The following is a 14,380-nucleotide window of genomic DNA, read 5'->3' on the forward strand; positions in this document are numbered from 1 at the left end:
AACACACGCGTATGGAACGCACAGGGATTATCCTTCGCGGCCGCGAGTTCACTCCGGTCGAGGGGCGTATCGTCGTCGACGAGGAGGGACGGATCGAGGCGATCGAGGAGGAGTCGATCGACGCCGAAAACGCGGACATCATCCTCCCGGCGTTCGTCAACGCCCACACCCACATCGGCGACTCGATCGCCAAGGAGGCCGGCGGCGGCCTCTCGCTCGAAGAACTCGTCGCGCCGCCGGACGGGCTGAAACACCGATTGCTTCGGGCCGCCTCGCGGGACGAACTCGTCGCGGCGATGGCGACCTCGCTCGAGTTCATGCATCGGAGCGGCACCGCGGCCTGTCTCGACTTCCGCGAGGGCGACGTTGCCGGCGTGGAGATGCTCGAGGAAGCTGTCGCCGCCGCAGACGGTGCCGTCGACGCGCTCGCGTTCGCCCGCGGCTCCGTCGACGCGATGGACGCGGGCGACGGCTTCGGTGCGAGCGGGGCCAACGACGCCGAGTTCGGCGAGGAACGCCAGGCGACTCGCGAGGCGGGCAAACCCTTCGGCATCCACGCCGGCGAGGTCGACGCGAGCGACATCGACCCCGCGCTCGACCTCGAACCCGATTTCCTCGTTCACATGGTCCATCCCGAACCGGACCACCTGGAGCGCATCGACGACCGGAACGTCCCCGTCGCGGTCTGCCCGCGCTCGAACCTCGTCACCGGCGTCGGACTCTCCCCCTACGCCGAACTCGCCGAGCGAACGACGCTCGCGCTCGGCACCGACAACGTCATGCTGAACTCGCCGTCGATGTTCCGGGAGATGGAGTTTCTGGCCAAACTCTCGGAGCTCTCCGCGACCGAGATCCTTCGGATGGCGACGATCAACGGAGCCGAACTCGCCGGCCTCGACTACGGCGTGATCGAACCGGGACGGGAGGCCCGGCTGCTCGTTCTCGATGGCGAATCGGCCAATCTCGACGGCGCGCGCGAACTCGTCCGGGCCGTCGTTCGGCGGGCGGGCGTCGACGACGTCCGCGAAGTCATCGCGGCTCCGGAACCTGACGGGTGATTCCTGTATCGACGTAAGACGAATTGACGGTCACGATGGTCACGAAAACGTTCTTATAGCACGCGTGCCATTGTGTAACACAACCAATGTACGACTGCATCCTCGTTCCGACCGACGGCTCGCCCGAGGTCGAGCGCGCGCTCGAGTACGCGTTCGACCTCGCACGCACTCACGATGCGTCGATCAGAGCGCTCTACGTCGTCAACATCAGCGGCTACGGGGGGCTGCCGATGGAAACCGCCTGGGAAGGGATCAACAACGCGCTGCGCGGCGAGGGAGAGACCGCCGTCGATCGCGTCGAAGAACTCGCGCCCGACGATATCGAGGTCGAAACGGCGATCTTCGAGGGATCGCCGAGTCGCGTCATCGTCGAACAGGCGGCAACCGAGGATTGCGACCTGATCGTGATGGGAACCCACGGACGCGGCGGTATTGACCGGCTACTGCTCGGTAGCGTCACCGAACGCGTCGTCCGGCAGGCCCCGGTCCCCGTGCTGACGGTACAGGTCGACCCGTCCGACGTTCCGGAGCAACCGAACGAATCGCGCGCTATCGTCGAGTAACGAGGAGCCGATACCCTAGACGGGACGGAGGTGCTCGCAGTCGCCCGCCGAGACCGTCACCGTCGTCCGTTCTTCTCCGGCGTCCGTTTCGATGACGAGCGCCCCCGCCGCCGTGATGTCGACCGCTTCACCGACGACTGCCCCCGCCGGACGGTCGACCCGCACGCGCTGGCCGAGCGTCAGCGCGAGTTCGCGCCAGGCCGGCACGACCGCTTCGAGATCGGTTCGGGCGTCGTCGAACGCTTCCAGGAGTCGCTGGACGAACCGCCGTCGATCCACGTCGGCAGCCTCGTCGCGAACCGTCGTGGCTCCCTCCGGGAGGGCGTTAGCGTCTATGTTCGCGTTGACGCCGATGCCGACGGCGAGCCACGCGACGCGGTCCGTCTCGCCCTCCATCTCGGTGAGGACGCCCGCGAGCTTTCGGTAGCCGCCGTTCTCCCCGGCGGGGACGACGACGTCGTTCGGCCACTTGATCCGCGCGTCGACGCCGGCCTCGCGGGCCGTTCGAGCCGTTGCAACCGACGCGGCAAGCGTATAGAGCGGGGCGCGAGCCGGTGTGATCGCCGGGCGGGTGAGGACACTCAGCCAGATGCCGCCCGGCGGCGAGGACCACTCGCGGTCCAGACGACCGCGGCCGCCGGTCTGTTCGTCCGCGAGGACGACCAGGTCCGACGCGCCGTCGGTCGCCCGCTCGCGCGCCACCGCGTTCGTGCTCTCGACCGCGTCGTGGAACTCGACGGTGAACGGCGCGTCGAGACCGAACTCGACGGCCGGGCCGCTGTAGGCGTCGGCGTCGACGAGTTCGTATCCGGACGGGCCGCTCTCGATGTCGAAGCCGGCCTCGCGGAGGGCGTCGACGTGCTTCCAGACGGCGGCCCGCGAGACGGCGAGCGAGTCCGCCAGTTCGGGACCGGAGACGGGGCCGTCGGCGAGGGCGTCGACGATCGCGCGTCGCGTCTCGTTCATGGACGCAAGCGGGTGCCGCTCGTACTTCAATCGGCGGGATCGACCGCGGGTGCGCGCGAAACGCGTCGGAAGGTTAGGCCCGGAGCTCGCGAAGCTTCTCGCGGCCCGGCGCGATGAGTTCGTCGAGGTACGTCGCGAGCGTCCCCTTCGCGTCGGCGGGGTGGAGTTCTCCCGACTCGAGATCGGCGGCCAGCGACTCGTAGTCGTCGTAGGTCAGGTCGCCGCCGTACTCGTCGGGGCGCTCGACGACGATTTCGTCGAACCGCGGGAAGACGTGGAACTCGAACAGTTCGAGCACGGGGTTTTCGAGGTCGCCCTCGGGATCGCGCGTGGGGGGACAGAACGCCGAGTTCACCTTCTCTTCGAGGTCGTCGGTCGAGTCCTCCATCGAGATGGTGACGCCCTCGCTCGAGGACATCTTCCCCTCGCCGCTGGTGAGGTCGGCGACGATGGGGGTGTGCAGGGCCGGTCGCACGTCGTAGCCCAGTTCGGGGAGTTCCTCGCGGGCGAGCATGTGGACCTTCCGCTGGTCCAAGCCGCCGACCGCCAGGTCCAGATCGAGGTACTCGATGTCGAGCGTCTGCATCAGCGGGTAGACGACGTGGCTCACCTTCGCGGTCTCGTCACCCTGGATCTCGGCCATCGCGCGCTGGGAGCGGTTGAGCGTCGTCGAGAGTTCGAGTTCGTGCAGGTCGAGGGTGTACTCCTCGTCGAGTTGGAACGCGGAGCCGTAGACGAACTCGGTGTTGTCCTCGTCGAGCCCGTAGGCGACGAACTGGGCTTTCATTTGCTCCGCGGTCTCGCGGATCTCCTCGAAGGTACCCTTTCCGTTTAAGTAGGCGTGAACGTCGGCGAGGAGGATGACGACCTCCATGCCGGCCTCCTGGAGGTCGATGAGTTTGTTCGCGGTGAGCAGGTGCCCGAGGTGGAGCACGCCCGAGGGCTCGTAGCCGACGTAGGCGCGCTTTCCGTCCGGGTCTGCGGCGAGTTCGCGCACCTCCTCGTCGGTCACGACTTCCTCGGCGTTTCGCGTGATCAGATCGTACGTCTCCATGGCTTGTCTCAGTGGAATCAACGGACGGATTTATGCGTTCTTGAACGATGTTCGCACGGCGGTCGGTGCGCGGGGTGGATGGTGCGGAGTGTGAGGCGTGTGGGGCGGGGAAAGTGTAGGATACGGTGGGGAGATGGAATGCGGAGCAGACAGTACCGAAAAGAGCGCAGAACGCGGGTGCCTGTTCGGACGGGCAGTCGCTACTCCGGCTTCCCGCCTTTGTCGTCCTTCCCGCCCGCAGCGCCATTCCAGGGCCCCATCTCCACGAGCCCGACCGCCTGCCCGTTGCGGTTCGGATCGGCCGCGCCCGTCAGGTCGTCGCTACCGGCGTCGATATCGATCGCCTGGACGTTCCCTAACATCTCGGACGAGTTCTCCCAGACCTGTCCCCAGTCCGCGGTCGTCTCGCGGACGTGGTCCGGCACGCCCGCGTCCCACGAGATGTCGAGACACTCGCCGGTGTAGATCGTCGGCTCGGTGATCGACTCGAGCGGGTCGAGCCCGTAGACGTAGCGGTGCAGGATCGTCTGCACCGTCGCGGAGACGATCGTCCACCCGCCCGGCGAGCCGACGGTGAACTCGGGGACGCCGTCGCGGACCACCATCGTCGGACTCATGCTGCTCAGCGGCCGCTTCCACGGCTCGACTTCGTTCGGGCCACCGGGGACGGCATCGAAGTCCGTCAGTTCGTTATTGAGCATGAAGCCCCGACCCGGCACCATCATCCCCGAGCCCATGAACTGCTCGATCGTCGACGTGTACGAGACGGCGTTTCCGTCCGCGTCGACGACCGAAAAGTGCGTCGTCGACCCCGGGAAGTAGGTCGAGGCGGGCGCGGCGGGCTGGTCTCCCGCCCCCGGCGGAACGCCGGGATCGACGCACTCGCCGGCCCCGTAATCCGCGAGCGTCTCCCCGATCGACACCTGCGCGGCGCGCCCCGACAGGTAGTCGTCGTCGAGTAGTCCGTCGATCGGAACGTCGACGAACTCCGGATCGCCCATGTACTCGTTTCGATCGGCCCAGGTCAATCGTATCGCCTCGGCGACGAGATGGTACGCCTCGGGAGAGTCCCGATCGTACGCCCCGAGATCGAGCTCTTCGAGCAGTTTGAGTATCATGGTCACCGCGCTCGGTCCCGAACTCGGGAGGGGCTGACCGACGATCTCCACGTCGCCCCACTCCGCTCGCACCGGGTCCTCGACCACGGCGTCGTACGCGGCGAGGTCGTCCGTCGTCATACTCCCGCCCGCTTCCTGCACCGTCGCCGCGAGATCGGCCGCGACGGGTCCCTCGTAGAAGCCCGCCGCACCGAGGTACTTGATCCAGAGGAGCGTCTCCGCTAGATCCTTATTGACGTACGTGTCGCCCGCCGAAAGCGGCTCTCCGTTCTCGTCCGAGTAGGCCTCCCTCGCCGCGTCGTTGAACTTTTCCCAGTTCGACTCGATCTGCGCCGCCAGGAACTCGTCTATGGAAAACCCGTTCCACGCCAACTTGATCGCGGGCGTGATCAGCCGCTGGCGCGGGCGCGAGCCGTGTCGTTCGCGCGCCGTCTCGAGACCCGACACGGTCCCCGGCACGCCGACCGCCTCTCCCATCTGAACCCGCGCGTCGAACGGGATCGGATCGCCGTCCTCGTCGAGGAACATGTCCGCCGTCGCGCCGTGTGGCGCGCGCTCGCGACTGTTGACGACGCTGAACTCGTCGTCCGCCGCGTCGTAGATGACCATGAATCCGCCGCCGCCGATTCCAGACCCGTGTGGCTGCGTGACAGTCAGCACGTACTGCAGCGCGATGGCCGCGTCGATCGCGTTCCCGCCCTCCCGGAGGATCGTCGCTGCAACGCCCGAGGCGATCGGATCGACGCTCGAAACCATGCCGCCCGCCGCGGTGACCTGCCGTCCGCACCGAAAGTGACGCTTGTCGCAGCTGAATCCCGGAACGTCGGTGACATCCGTCGCGTCGGCAGCCGCCGGGATCGCCGCCGGACCGGCCGCGAGCGCCCCGGCAGCGATACCGGTCCGAGCCAGTAGCGACCGGCGGCTGAGCGAGCCGCGCCGCGTCGCCTGTCGGTCAATTTTGTCCGCTGTGGCGCTGTCTCGATCTTCGCCGGTCTCGACTCCACGTGAGGGCTGGTCGTTCGTCATCGGTTGAATCCCAGAAACCGTTCATCATTTCCAATAATAATCGTTGTGGTGAACGTCACCGATAGCGTCTCTCGTGATTCGCATGGTGAAGCCTGCTGGGCTCAGTACTGCCTCGACCAACAACCCCACGGAACCGGATTACGATGTCGACTGCAGGATCGTCATTTTGCCGTTTTGCTGGACGTGAATCCGGTACCCCTGGTACGTGAACGTAATGTTCGCGTCGGCTTCTCCGGGTGGTGGTGATGAAAAGAGGTTTGCAATCAGGTCGTCGATACAGTTGTATATCGGTGGGAGTTCAGTCGGCCCGGTGTTTTCGAGTTCAGCAATCGCTACAACGATCTGGGTTGCGGGTGCGTCCTGCTCGGTGTCGAGTGTTCGTCTCGCGAGTATCTCGTCGGAGCTTCCGGGGGAACCGATAATTTCGCTCATCGGTACCAGTGCCATTTTTGGCTGCGACCGTAACCGTTTAACTGGCCATTGCATGTCCAGTTGAGACGACACTTTCGCGCTCTTCTCGCATTCGTGCAGTATCCGTCGTACTGCCGCTCGATTCCGGTCTCGGAGACAACCAGCGCGGACCAGTCGAACCGGCGAGTCAGAGTCAGAGGCCGTTTCGAATGCGCGCTTCGGCGTCCTCAAGCACCTGTTCCCGATCGAACTCGTCGACGATCGACCGGAGTTCGGCCTCGTCAGCATCCGCCAGGTCACGCGCGTGCTCGGTCATGTTCGGCACGGCTCTGATGATGTTGTCGACGATCGGCACCGCCGCGACCTGCGGCGAGCGCGAGAGGGGATTGAGGTCGATCACGATCTCGGTTTTGTCCATCTCCTGCAGGGCTTCCGCGCGGTCGCCGTCTTCGAGGGGAACGAGAACCACGTCAGCAGCGTAGATACCGTCGGCGTCCACCTTCGCGCGCTGGTGATCGAGCTTCGGGATGCGAGCGTCCGCCGTCAGTCCTTTCACCTCGTCAGCCCCGTGCTCGCGCAGGTGCTCGGCGATGGCCTCGACTCGCTCTGGGGTTCGGTTGAAGAGGTTCACCTCGAGATCGGCACCGACCGCCGACGCGAGGTCGACCATCTCGCCGGGGACGAGCGCGGCGACGTTCCCGTTGATCGAGAGGACGGGCTGGTCGGCGAGCAGGAGGTGTGCGGCCGCCGCTCGCTCCGCTGTATCGGCGCTCGGAATCGTCTCCTCGCCGAGCAGGTAATCGAAGGCGCTCCCCCGACCCTCGGCGTGCATTCCCTGGAGGTGGGTGATGCCCTTCTCGATGCCGGTTTCGATCCGGTGGCGAGTGAGCAGATCCTGATATCGGGGATGGTCCGCCGGGATCTCCTCCTCGTGTTCGACATCAGCCGAAACGGTATCGTAATCGCTCACGATCGACCATCCGATTGCATCGATAAAAAGCGGCCCGATCCGTTCGCATCGACCGATTCTCTCCCCCCGTCGCTCTCGCTCGCTACTCCGTGAAGGTGATCCAGCCCTCCGGGGCCTCCGCTTTCACGTCGTTCATCGCTTCGCGAGCGTCGGTCCGAGACTCGTAGGTCTGGGTGCTCTCGGCCATCGTCGACCCGAACTCGTCGACCAACCGCCAGACCCAGCCGTCCGTTTCTCCGTCTTCGTCGTCCGCCGTGTGCAACTCGAAGGAAACGCTGTCGATCTCGAGGATGCTCGCCGCCTCGATCAGCTCGCGCACGTTTTCGAGCGCCTCGCGCGCCGACTCGCTCGATTCGTGCATTTCGGAGCCGGTCGCAACCGTGCGCCCGTCCTCGTCGATCAGCCGCCACTGCCAGCGGTCGTCCTCGTCCGCGACGAGTTCGAACGACGCGACGTCGAAGTCGACGCGGCCGGCCATCGGTGCGAGCTGGCGAACCGTCTCGACCTGGGAGTAAAGCGCCTCCCGACTCGACGCGGTGTCGGTTGAACTCGCGAAGACGGTGCGCTCGCGGTCGACCAGCTCCCAGGACCAGCCGTCCTCGTCGGTGAGTCGGATCGCCGCGTCCTCGATCGTAAAGATCGGCGCATCGGCGGCGTTGGCCGTGAGCGTGTCGACGGTCGCAAGCACGGCCTCTCGCTTCGCGTAGGTACCCGTCGCGTCGGCGATTTCGTTGCGGTCGCGATCGAGCAGCCGGAAGCTCCAGTCGCCGTTCTCGTAGAGCTGGACCGTCACGTCGCCGATCGTGTAAGCCTGTGCGGATGCCGCCGACTCGCGAACGTCGGGAAGCGTGTCGACGAGTTCGTCTCGCGTCGCGGCGGTATCGCCGGCGACGGCGACGGTTTCGCCGGACGGAAGCACGAATCGCCAGTGCCAGTCCTCGGATGCGTAGGTCTGGAAGATGGCCTCGTCCATCGTCCGCACGTCCGAATCGAGGTGTTCGAGCAGGCGGTTCATCGCCTCTCGGGCGGCGGCGCGAGTCGGGTGGGTCTCCGGGTCCTCGGCGACGAGTTTGCCGGCCTCGTCGATCAGCCGCCATCCCCACTCGTCGTCCTCGTTGACGAAGAGTTCGAACGCGGCGGTTTCGATCTCTAAGAGTTCGGCGTCGGGAGCCTGTTCTTTGAGCGTCATCATCGCCTCGGCGGCCTCGCCGCGCGAGGTGTGTTCCGCGCCGCTGTCGGCGAGCACGTTCCCGTCCTCGTCGATCAGCCGCCAGCGCCACTCGCCGGAGTCCGCTTCGTAGACCTGGAACGCCGCCTCGTCGAACTCGATGAGATCGGCTTCGCTCGCTTGATCGCGAACGCGCTCGATCGCCTCGGTCGCCGTTTCGGTGTCGTGGTGGCGTTCGGTGCTTGCGGCGATCACATCGCGATCCTCGGTGACGAGCCGCCAGTTCCAGTCCGGACCGTCGGTCGCGTCGGCGTCGGCCTCGCCGTCGGCTGTCGTCGTTCCGCCGTCCGTCGACACCAGCGTACTCCCCTCGCTCGCCGTCGCGGGCAGACTGTCGTCCTCGTCGTACGTGAGCTCGCGGTCGGGAGCGGGGTAAATTTCGTACTCCGCGTCGTCGATCTCGACGACGTCGGCGTCGCGGGCGTGTTCGCCGAACGTATCGGTCTCGTGTGCGGCGTCTGCCTCCGTCTCGGCGGCCGCCGGACTCTGTGCGACGATATGTTCGGCCTCGTCGACGAGCCGCCAGCGCCACTCCTCGCCCGTCTGATAGCGTTCGTAAGTCGGCTCGCCGGCCACCGTTACCGACGCCGAATCGAGCGTCGAAAGCAACGCACCGGCCGCCTCCTCCGCATCCCGCCGCGCGTCGAACTCGTCGGTACAGGCGGCCAGCGTCGTATCCTGGTCGTCGACGAACCGCCACGTCCAGTTGCCGTTTTGCTCGTAGAGTTCGGCGCCGACGTGTTCGATGTCGAGCAGTCGCGCTTGATCGAACTGCTCGGCGAACGTCCGTGCGGCCTGTTCGGCGCTCTCCTGGGTGCCGTAGCCGTCCTCGCCGGCGGCAAGCGGCACGCGCTCGTCATTAACCAGTTGCCAGTACCACTGATCGCGCTCTTGGGCGTAGGTAAACGCCGCCCCCTCGATCTCGATCACGTCCGCCTCCGGACCGCGATCCTTGAGGAAACTCACCGACTCCTCGGCACCGTCGCGCTCGCTGAACTCGCCGGCGCAGGTGCCGACGACGCTGCCGTCGTCGCGAGCGAGCGTCCACTGCCAGGAGCCGTCGCGGTCCTCGTACAGTCGGAACGCGGAGGTCGTCAGTTCCATCAGCCCGGCCGAGCTGATCTGGGACTGGACGCGTTCGATTCCTTCCGTTGCCTTGGGGCGTGTGACGGCGCTCTCGTTGCTCTCTGCCAGCGCTTCGAGGTGGAGCACGTGCCACTTCCAGTCGCCGTTTTCGTCCCGGAAGACGGCGAACTGTGCACCTTCGAGGGCGTCGCCGGTGAGTATCGGCGGTTCCTCCGTTTCGCCTTCCTCCGTGACGAACATCCCCTTGCGACCGGTCAGCACCGGGACGAGTGCGGTAACGCCCGCGATGATCCCGATACCGAGCGTGTAGACGAGAATAACCTGCACGCTGTAGTCGGTTCCGAGGTTCCGCCAGTTGTAGGGATACGCCCAGCCGAAGAATCCGACGCCGACGAACGCGATAACCAGTCCGATACCGCTCGCCTGAATCCCCCGTTTTCGAACGGGCAGCATCAGGACAATACCGAAGAGACAGAGGGCAAGCCCCGTCGCGGCGATGACCCCGGAGGCGCGGATGATCCCATACGCATTGATCTCGGCCGCGTAGCCGGCGATAAACGTCGTGACGCCCGCAATCGCGACGACGTATCCGACGATGAATACCCAGTAGCCGTACACATCCTTCGTCGAGTCGGGCTCCCCGACGTAGCGTTCGTACAACCGATACAGTTTGTGGTGAAGGTCACTGATCGAAGACATTCGAAATGTGACCGGAACACGGAAACCCACCATAATAAACCTCTGGCCATCGGACACACGACAGACATATAATTATACAGATAAACCGGCCGACAACGGTTTCAACTTTGATTTTTAGAAGAGACTGTCAGATCACCCACGATTGCTGCTTCCAGCCGTGTCTGTGATTCGAATGGGGCGCTTGAAACAGTATTACCCCAACTTGTTCGCGAACATATCACATCTTTTACCATGGTCGCCGCCCCAATCATGTCAACACACCTTGTTTTTCGGGGCCAGGGACGGTACTACGGATCGTCTTCGCCCTGCGTCGATAGCACCACCTGTCCCTCCTTATTCCGACGGCGAACTCGCGGGCGTCGCTCTGCGATCTTCGGTCCGAAAGCGATCCGGAAGAAGCGCCGCGAGTTCAGGCACAACGACGAGTCCACCCAGTGCGGTTACGACGCCTCGCCCGCGTTCGGTTCATCCGATTACGGTCGGAGGATATCACCGCGTACTTTCAGGGAGAACGGAGACGGTCGACCGCTTCTCGATCCGTTTTGTCGACGAGTTCGATTGCGCTCGGGCTGTCGTCATCGTCCGTCGCGCGTCGATGGCAGGTCCACTACTTCAGTAACGCACCCGCGGGATGGGTCGCACAGACCGACGGTTCGTATCCCGCCGCCGAGAGTCCCGTCCCGAGCGCAAAGACCGTCTCGCCGAGCATCGCCATCGACGCCTGGCCGTTCTCGTCGGTCACGTCGCCAATCGCCTTTGCGACCTGGTCGGTCAGCAACTCCGCTTCGCGGGCGAACAGCCGCGAGGCGTACATAAACGAGAGGAGCGTCGGTTCCTCGACGACCCGCGAGAGCGCCTCCTTGCCCGCGGTCGTCAGTTGCTCCGTTTCGCCCGCGAGCACGTCCGCCGTCGAGAGTTCACCGAACGACACGTATTCGACGCGCGCTCGCGTGGGGATGGCGTCGAGTTTGTTCTCCTGTGGGCTCCCCGGCTCGAGACGGATCGGAATGCCGCCGTGAGCCTGCGCGACGACATCGCCCAACCCGGTGCCGGCCTGGACCTCTGCACCGTGGGCGACCGCTACGAGTTCGTTTCGCGAGAGCTTGCACTCGAAAACACGGTTTGCTGCGAGTGCGGTGCCGAGTGCCATCGCACCCGAGACGCCGAAGCCGGCACCCAGCGGGAGGTCGGATTCGGCCTCAACGCGGGCAACGACGCCGAGCGTCTCGAGCACGGTTTCGACCGGTTCGATGTCGATCATTTCGCCGTCGAGAATGACGATCGACTCCGATGCCTCCTCGGAGACCGGTTCGACCGTCACCGTCACCCCGTCGGTCAGCGTCAATCCGGCACCGCGCGATCCCGCTTTCGTCGGATCGTCGGCCGGGTGCGCGCTGAAAAAGCCCGTAATGTGCCCTGGTACGAACGCCGTCGCCTCCTCGCGCATTGGCGTCCCTTGCGACTCGGGGAGTATAACGTTGCGGATTCGAGCCACGCTGTGGCCCTACAGGCGGTTTTGTTACTGCTATCACACGTCTCTCGTCTTCGTTTGCACCCCCGTCCGATTCGAGACGGTCACGGTGACGAGCCTGGACTCGATCCGCCGCAGCGTCTGCCCAACTGAACTCGCAGAACAGTCCAGTTTCGCCGCGATATCCTCGTAGGTCGCCTCCCGTGGAACCTCGTAATAGCCGCACTCGTAGGCGGTGAGCAAGACCTCGCGCTGGCGGGTCGTGAGTTCGTGAAACTGTCGACTGGCGGTGTGATCGTACTCCGTAACGGTTTCGACGGTGAGATCGGCGAGGTCGCGGGTCTCGGCGACGAGTTGCTGTACGTCCCCGCTCGGCCCCGCGACCGTCACCTGCAGCGACGAGCGCTCCGGATCGACGAACTCCATCGGATACTGCACCAAGACCGCGTAATTCCGATGGGGTTCGAGAATCGCGCGGTTGAACTCGGTCGGCTGGTAGCGGAGTTGGACCATCATCGTTTGATCGGTGTCGATGATCTCGCAGTCCACCAGGCGCGGCAGGTCCTCATCGAAGGACCGACGAACCGCTGATACCTCACCCGTCACCTCGAGAAACACCGTTATCGTCCCGTCCGTAAGGATGTCTACCTCGTGGATCGCCTCGAGGGTCACCCCGTTCGCCCGAAAGCGGAGTTCCGTCGGATCGAAGTACCTTTCCCGTGGAGTGACAACATATGTCACTCTCTTCATGTAGCCAGAGGACAATAACCATTGGTAAAAACGTTCCGAAGCGAGTGAAGGCGGTGATTCGTTAAGCGTGAACAGTGAGGCGGGAGGGTTTTCGCCATGGAACAGCTAAAAATCTACCCGCCTCATCCTCCGGCCGTAACTAAATACGAACCCGTTTCTCCCGTATCAGATAGAAGACGACTAATTCCATCGATCCGTACAACACTCCTCTTACGTTGAAGGGCCCGGCGCTGTGTGCCCATCGACCGATTTCGAATACATCGTGCGTTGCTGGGATCCCTGACACTGAAGGGAAATTTCGGTCGTTCTGGATCTGACAGGAGTTCTGTGGAGATGATTGGTATAATGAAATTGTCTACGGACAGTATAATTAACCTCGATTGCTCTTTCTGCGAGGGTATGGATGAACACGACAGTAATCCACTCGAAGAGCAATCGTTCCAATCAACTCGTCGTCGCGGATTCCTGCACGGTGCTGCAGGTGCGTGCCTCCTTTCGGGGATCGGAACTGGAATAGCCACTAGTGGCGAAAGTAATGAGAGCACGGAGTCGAGTGCGGGTGAAGAACTGTGGCGAGTCGATTTCACTAATTCGGAATTCCTTCGTGGTCCTTCCTTGTCATCCGTAGCGGATGGTTCCCTCTTCGTGAGTAACCCCGATGCTGTTCATGCACTGTCCGCATCGACGGGCGACGAAGAGTGGCAATTCGGTGTCGACGACACGAGATTTCACAATCCGCCGATCGTGGTCGATGGCACCGTCTTTGCTACGACTAACGATCCCTCCGGTCAGGAAGGAGGGGACGGAAAGGGTACCTCGGTGTACGCGCTCGACGCGAACACGGGCGAACAGAAGTGGCAGTTCGACGAGTACGAGGATACAGTTGCACCGATACACGTTGCGGAGAACACCGTCTTCATCCCATCACAATTTTGCGTCTACGCGGTGGACGCGGCCACCGGAGAACAACGATGGCAGTTCGAGGTGGGCTACGGCGTAGAAACAAACCCCAGAACGGACTTCTTCGCCGAGACGGCCACCGGCACACTCTACGTCGCTGATGCTGACGGGAACGTGTTCGCCGTGGACGTGGCTACCGGCGAGGAAGAGTGGCGCGCCGACGTAGGGACTCGGGTAACGACCGGGTTGTCGGTGGTCGATGGCACGCTGTTCCTCGGGGCATTCAGCAGTGACATTGAACAGCCGACTAACTCCGAACTCCAGTACTACGTTTCCGCGCTGGACGCAGCCACCGGCGACGAACGCTGGCGATTCACGCTGAATCCGGAGCCCGGTCTCGAAAGCCCGACGCTCGAGTTCGTAACCGTGATCGACGACACGCTCTTTGCCGGGTCGGACGCGTGTTCTGACTATCCCACGTGCGCCAGTCTGTACGCCGTTGACGCGGCTTCAGGCGAAGAAAAGTGGCAATTCGAGGCCGACAATTCGGTCAATACGGTGACCGAGGCGGATGGCACGCTCTTCGTCGGAACTGCGCTTGGGAATGGCGACGACGGCGTCGTTCACGCGGTGGATGCGGAGACGGGCACGGAACTGTGGTGTTTCCTCGCCGGTAATCTGTTGCTCTCACCGATAACCGTCATCGAGGATACCCTCTTCGTCGTCAGCAGAACTGATACGGACTTTGAGGACGCTTATCGGTTGAACGCGCTGGATACGGCCACCGGCGACGAAAAGTGGAACTTCATCGCCGATAGCGACGTTGGCGGGCCGAGGTTCGCGGACGGGACCGTCTTCGTTTCAGCCGATCGCGCAACGGTGCACGCGCTGGATGCAGGTGTAGAGCGCTCGAACGAAGACGGTGGAACAGATGACGACTCGATCGAGGATAGCGGAACAGACGAGAACTCGGGCGGGAACACCGAAGACGAAGCGAACTGCTAGGACGGACGTCCGTATCGGAAACCCCGGGTTCCCAGTGTACACTCGGTGTCCTCCGGGCCGATATCCGAGCGCGAT

11 protein-coding genes are annotated in these 14,380 nt (G+C 63.9%); 3 read left to right on the forward strand and 8 right to left on the reverse strand.

From position 1 onward, the window contains the following. Positions 1-11: 11 nt before the first annotated feature. Together C481_RS07045 and C481_RS07050 are read left to right on the forward strand one after the other, a co-directional pair. Positions 12-1,058, forward strand: a complete 1,047-nt coding sequence (locus tag C481_RS07045) for an amidohydrolase family protein (RefSeq protein ID WP_006108466.1) — start codon at positions 12-14, stop codon at positions 1,056-1,058. Positions 1,059-1,144: 86 nt separating this feature from the next. Then, positions 1,145-1,621: a universal stress protein gene (locus C481_RS07050; RefSeq protein ID WP_006108467.1), complete on the forward strand. Its 477-nt coding sequence runs from the start codon at positions 1,145-1,147 to the stop codon at positions 1,619-1,621. Positions 1,622-1,636: 15 nt separating this feature from the next. On the opposite strand, the gene C481_RS07055 is transcribed toward C481_RS07050, so the two are convergent. The 8 genes from C481_RS07055 to C481_RS07090 all read right to left on the reverse strand — a co-directional run bounded on the left by C481_RS07055 (position 1,637) and on the right by C481_RS07090 (position 12,400). Beyond that, positions 1,637-2,587 (reverse strand): biotin--[acetyl-CoA-carboxylase] ligase, encoded by a 951-nt coding sequence (locus tag C481_RS07055; RefSeq protein ID WP_006108468.1) that lies wholly within the window; start codon positions 2,585-2,587, stop codon positions 1,637-1,639. A gap of 73 nt (positions 2,588-2,660) precedes the next feature. Beyond that, complete coding sequence (locus C481_RS07060) at positions 2,661-3,641, reverse strand: tyrosine--tRNA ligase (protein ID WP_006108469.1); 981 nt, start codon at positions 3,639-3,641, stop codon at positions 2,661-2,663. Positions 3,642-3,841: 200 nt separating this feature from the next. Further along, positions 3,842-5,785: a gamma-glutamyltransferase gene (gene ggt, locus C481_RS07065; RefSeq protein WP_006108470.1), complete on the reverse strand. Its 1,944-nt coding sequence runs from the start codon at positions 5,783-5,785 to the stop codon at positions 3,842-3,844. A gap of 138 nt (positions 5,786-5,923) precedes the next feature. After that, the gene (locus C481_RS07070) at positions 5,924-6,217 is read right to left on the reverse strand and encodes a HalOD1 output domain-containing protein (RefSeq protein ID WP_394295601.1); all 294 of its coding nucleotides are present in this window, start codon (positions 6,215-6,217) and stop codon (positions 5,924-5,926) included. 172 nt (positions 6,218-6,389) lie between these two features. After that, positions 6,390-7,166 carry a 4-phosphopantoate--beta-alanine ligase gene (locus C481_RS07075; RefSeq protein WP_006108472.1) on the reverse strand — a complete coding sequence of 259 codons (777 nt, stop codon included), beginning with the start codon at positions 7,164-7,166 and terminating at the stop codon, positions 6,390-6,392. An 82-nt stretch (positions 7,167-7,248) separates the two neighbouring features. Next, positions 7,249-10,179, reverse strand: coding sequence for a YegP family protein (locus C481_RS07080; protein WP_006108473.1), 2,931 nt, complete (start codon positions 10,177-10,179; stop codon positions 7,249-7,251). 607 nt (positions 10,180-10,786) lie between these two features. Continuing rightward, positions 10,787-11,626: a pantoate kinase gene (locus tag C481_RS07085; RefSeq protein ID WP_006108474.1), complete on the reverse strand. Its 840-nt coding sequence runs from the start codon at positions 11,624-11,626 to the stop codon at positions 10,787-10,789. 81 nt (positions 11,627-11,707) lie between these two features. After that, entirely contained in the window at positions 11,708-12,400 is a 693-nt protein-coding gene (locus C481_RS07090) for a helix-turn-helix domain-containing protein (protein WP_241434662.1), read from the reverse strand. 567 nt (positions 12,401-12,967) lie between these two features. Between C481_RS07090 and C481_RS07095 the strand changes: the two genes are divergently transcribed. After that, a complete protein-coding gene (locus C481_RS07095; protein ID WP_241434669.1) occupies positions 12,968-14,305 on the forward strand; it encodes an outer membrane protein assembly factor BamB family protein in 1,338 nt (445 codons plus the stop codon). Positions 14,306-14,380 lie beyond the last annotated feature (75 nt).

It is taken from the genome of Natrialba asiatica DSM 12278 (genome assembly GCF_000337555.1).
GTDB lineage: Archaea > Halobacteriota > Halobacteria > Halobacteriales > Natrialbaceae > Natrialba > Natrialba asiatica.

Coding starts and splice junctions, on each gene's coding strand:
- C481_RS07045 (WP_006108466.1), top strand. CDS start 12: ATGGAACGCACAGGGATTATCCTTCGCGGCCGCGAGTTCACTCCGGTC.
- C481_RS07050 (WP_006108467.1), top strand. CDS start 1,145: ATGTACGACTGCATCCTCGTTCCGACCGACGGCTCGCCCGAGGTCGAG.
- C481_RS07055 (WP_006108468.1), bottom strand. CDS start 2,587: ATGAACGAGACGCGACGCGCGATCGTCGACGCCCTCGCCGACGGCCCC.
- C481_RS07060 (WP_006108469.1), bottom strand. CDS start 3,641: ATGGAGACGTACGATCTGATCACGCGAAACGCCGAGGAAGTCGTGACC.
- ggt (WP_006108470.1), bottom strand. CDS start 5,785: ATGACGAACGACCAGCCCTCACGTGGAGTCGAGACCGGCGAAGATCGA.
- C481_RS07070 (WP_394295601.1), bottom strand. CDS start 6,217: ATGAGCGAAATTATCGGTTCCCCCGGAAGCTCCGACGAGATACTCGCG.
- C481_RS07080 (WP_006108473.1), bottom strand. CDS start 10,179: ATGTCTTCGATCAGTGACCTTCACCACAAACTGTATCGGTTGTACGAA.
- C481_RS07085 (WP_006108474.1), bottom strand. CDS start 11,626: ATGCGCGAGGAGGCGACGGCGTTCGTACCAGGGCACATTACGGGCTTT.
- C481_RS07090 (WP_241434662.1), bottom strand. CDS start 12,400: ATGAAGAGAGTGACATATGTTGTCACTCCACGGGAAAGGTACTTCGAT.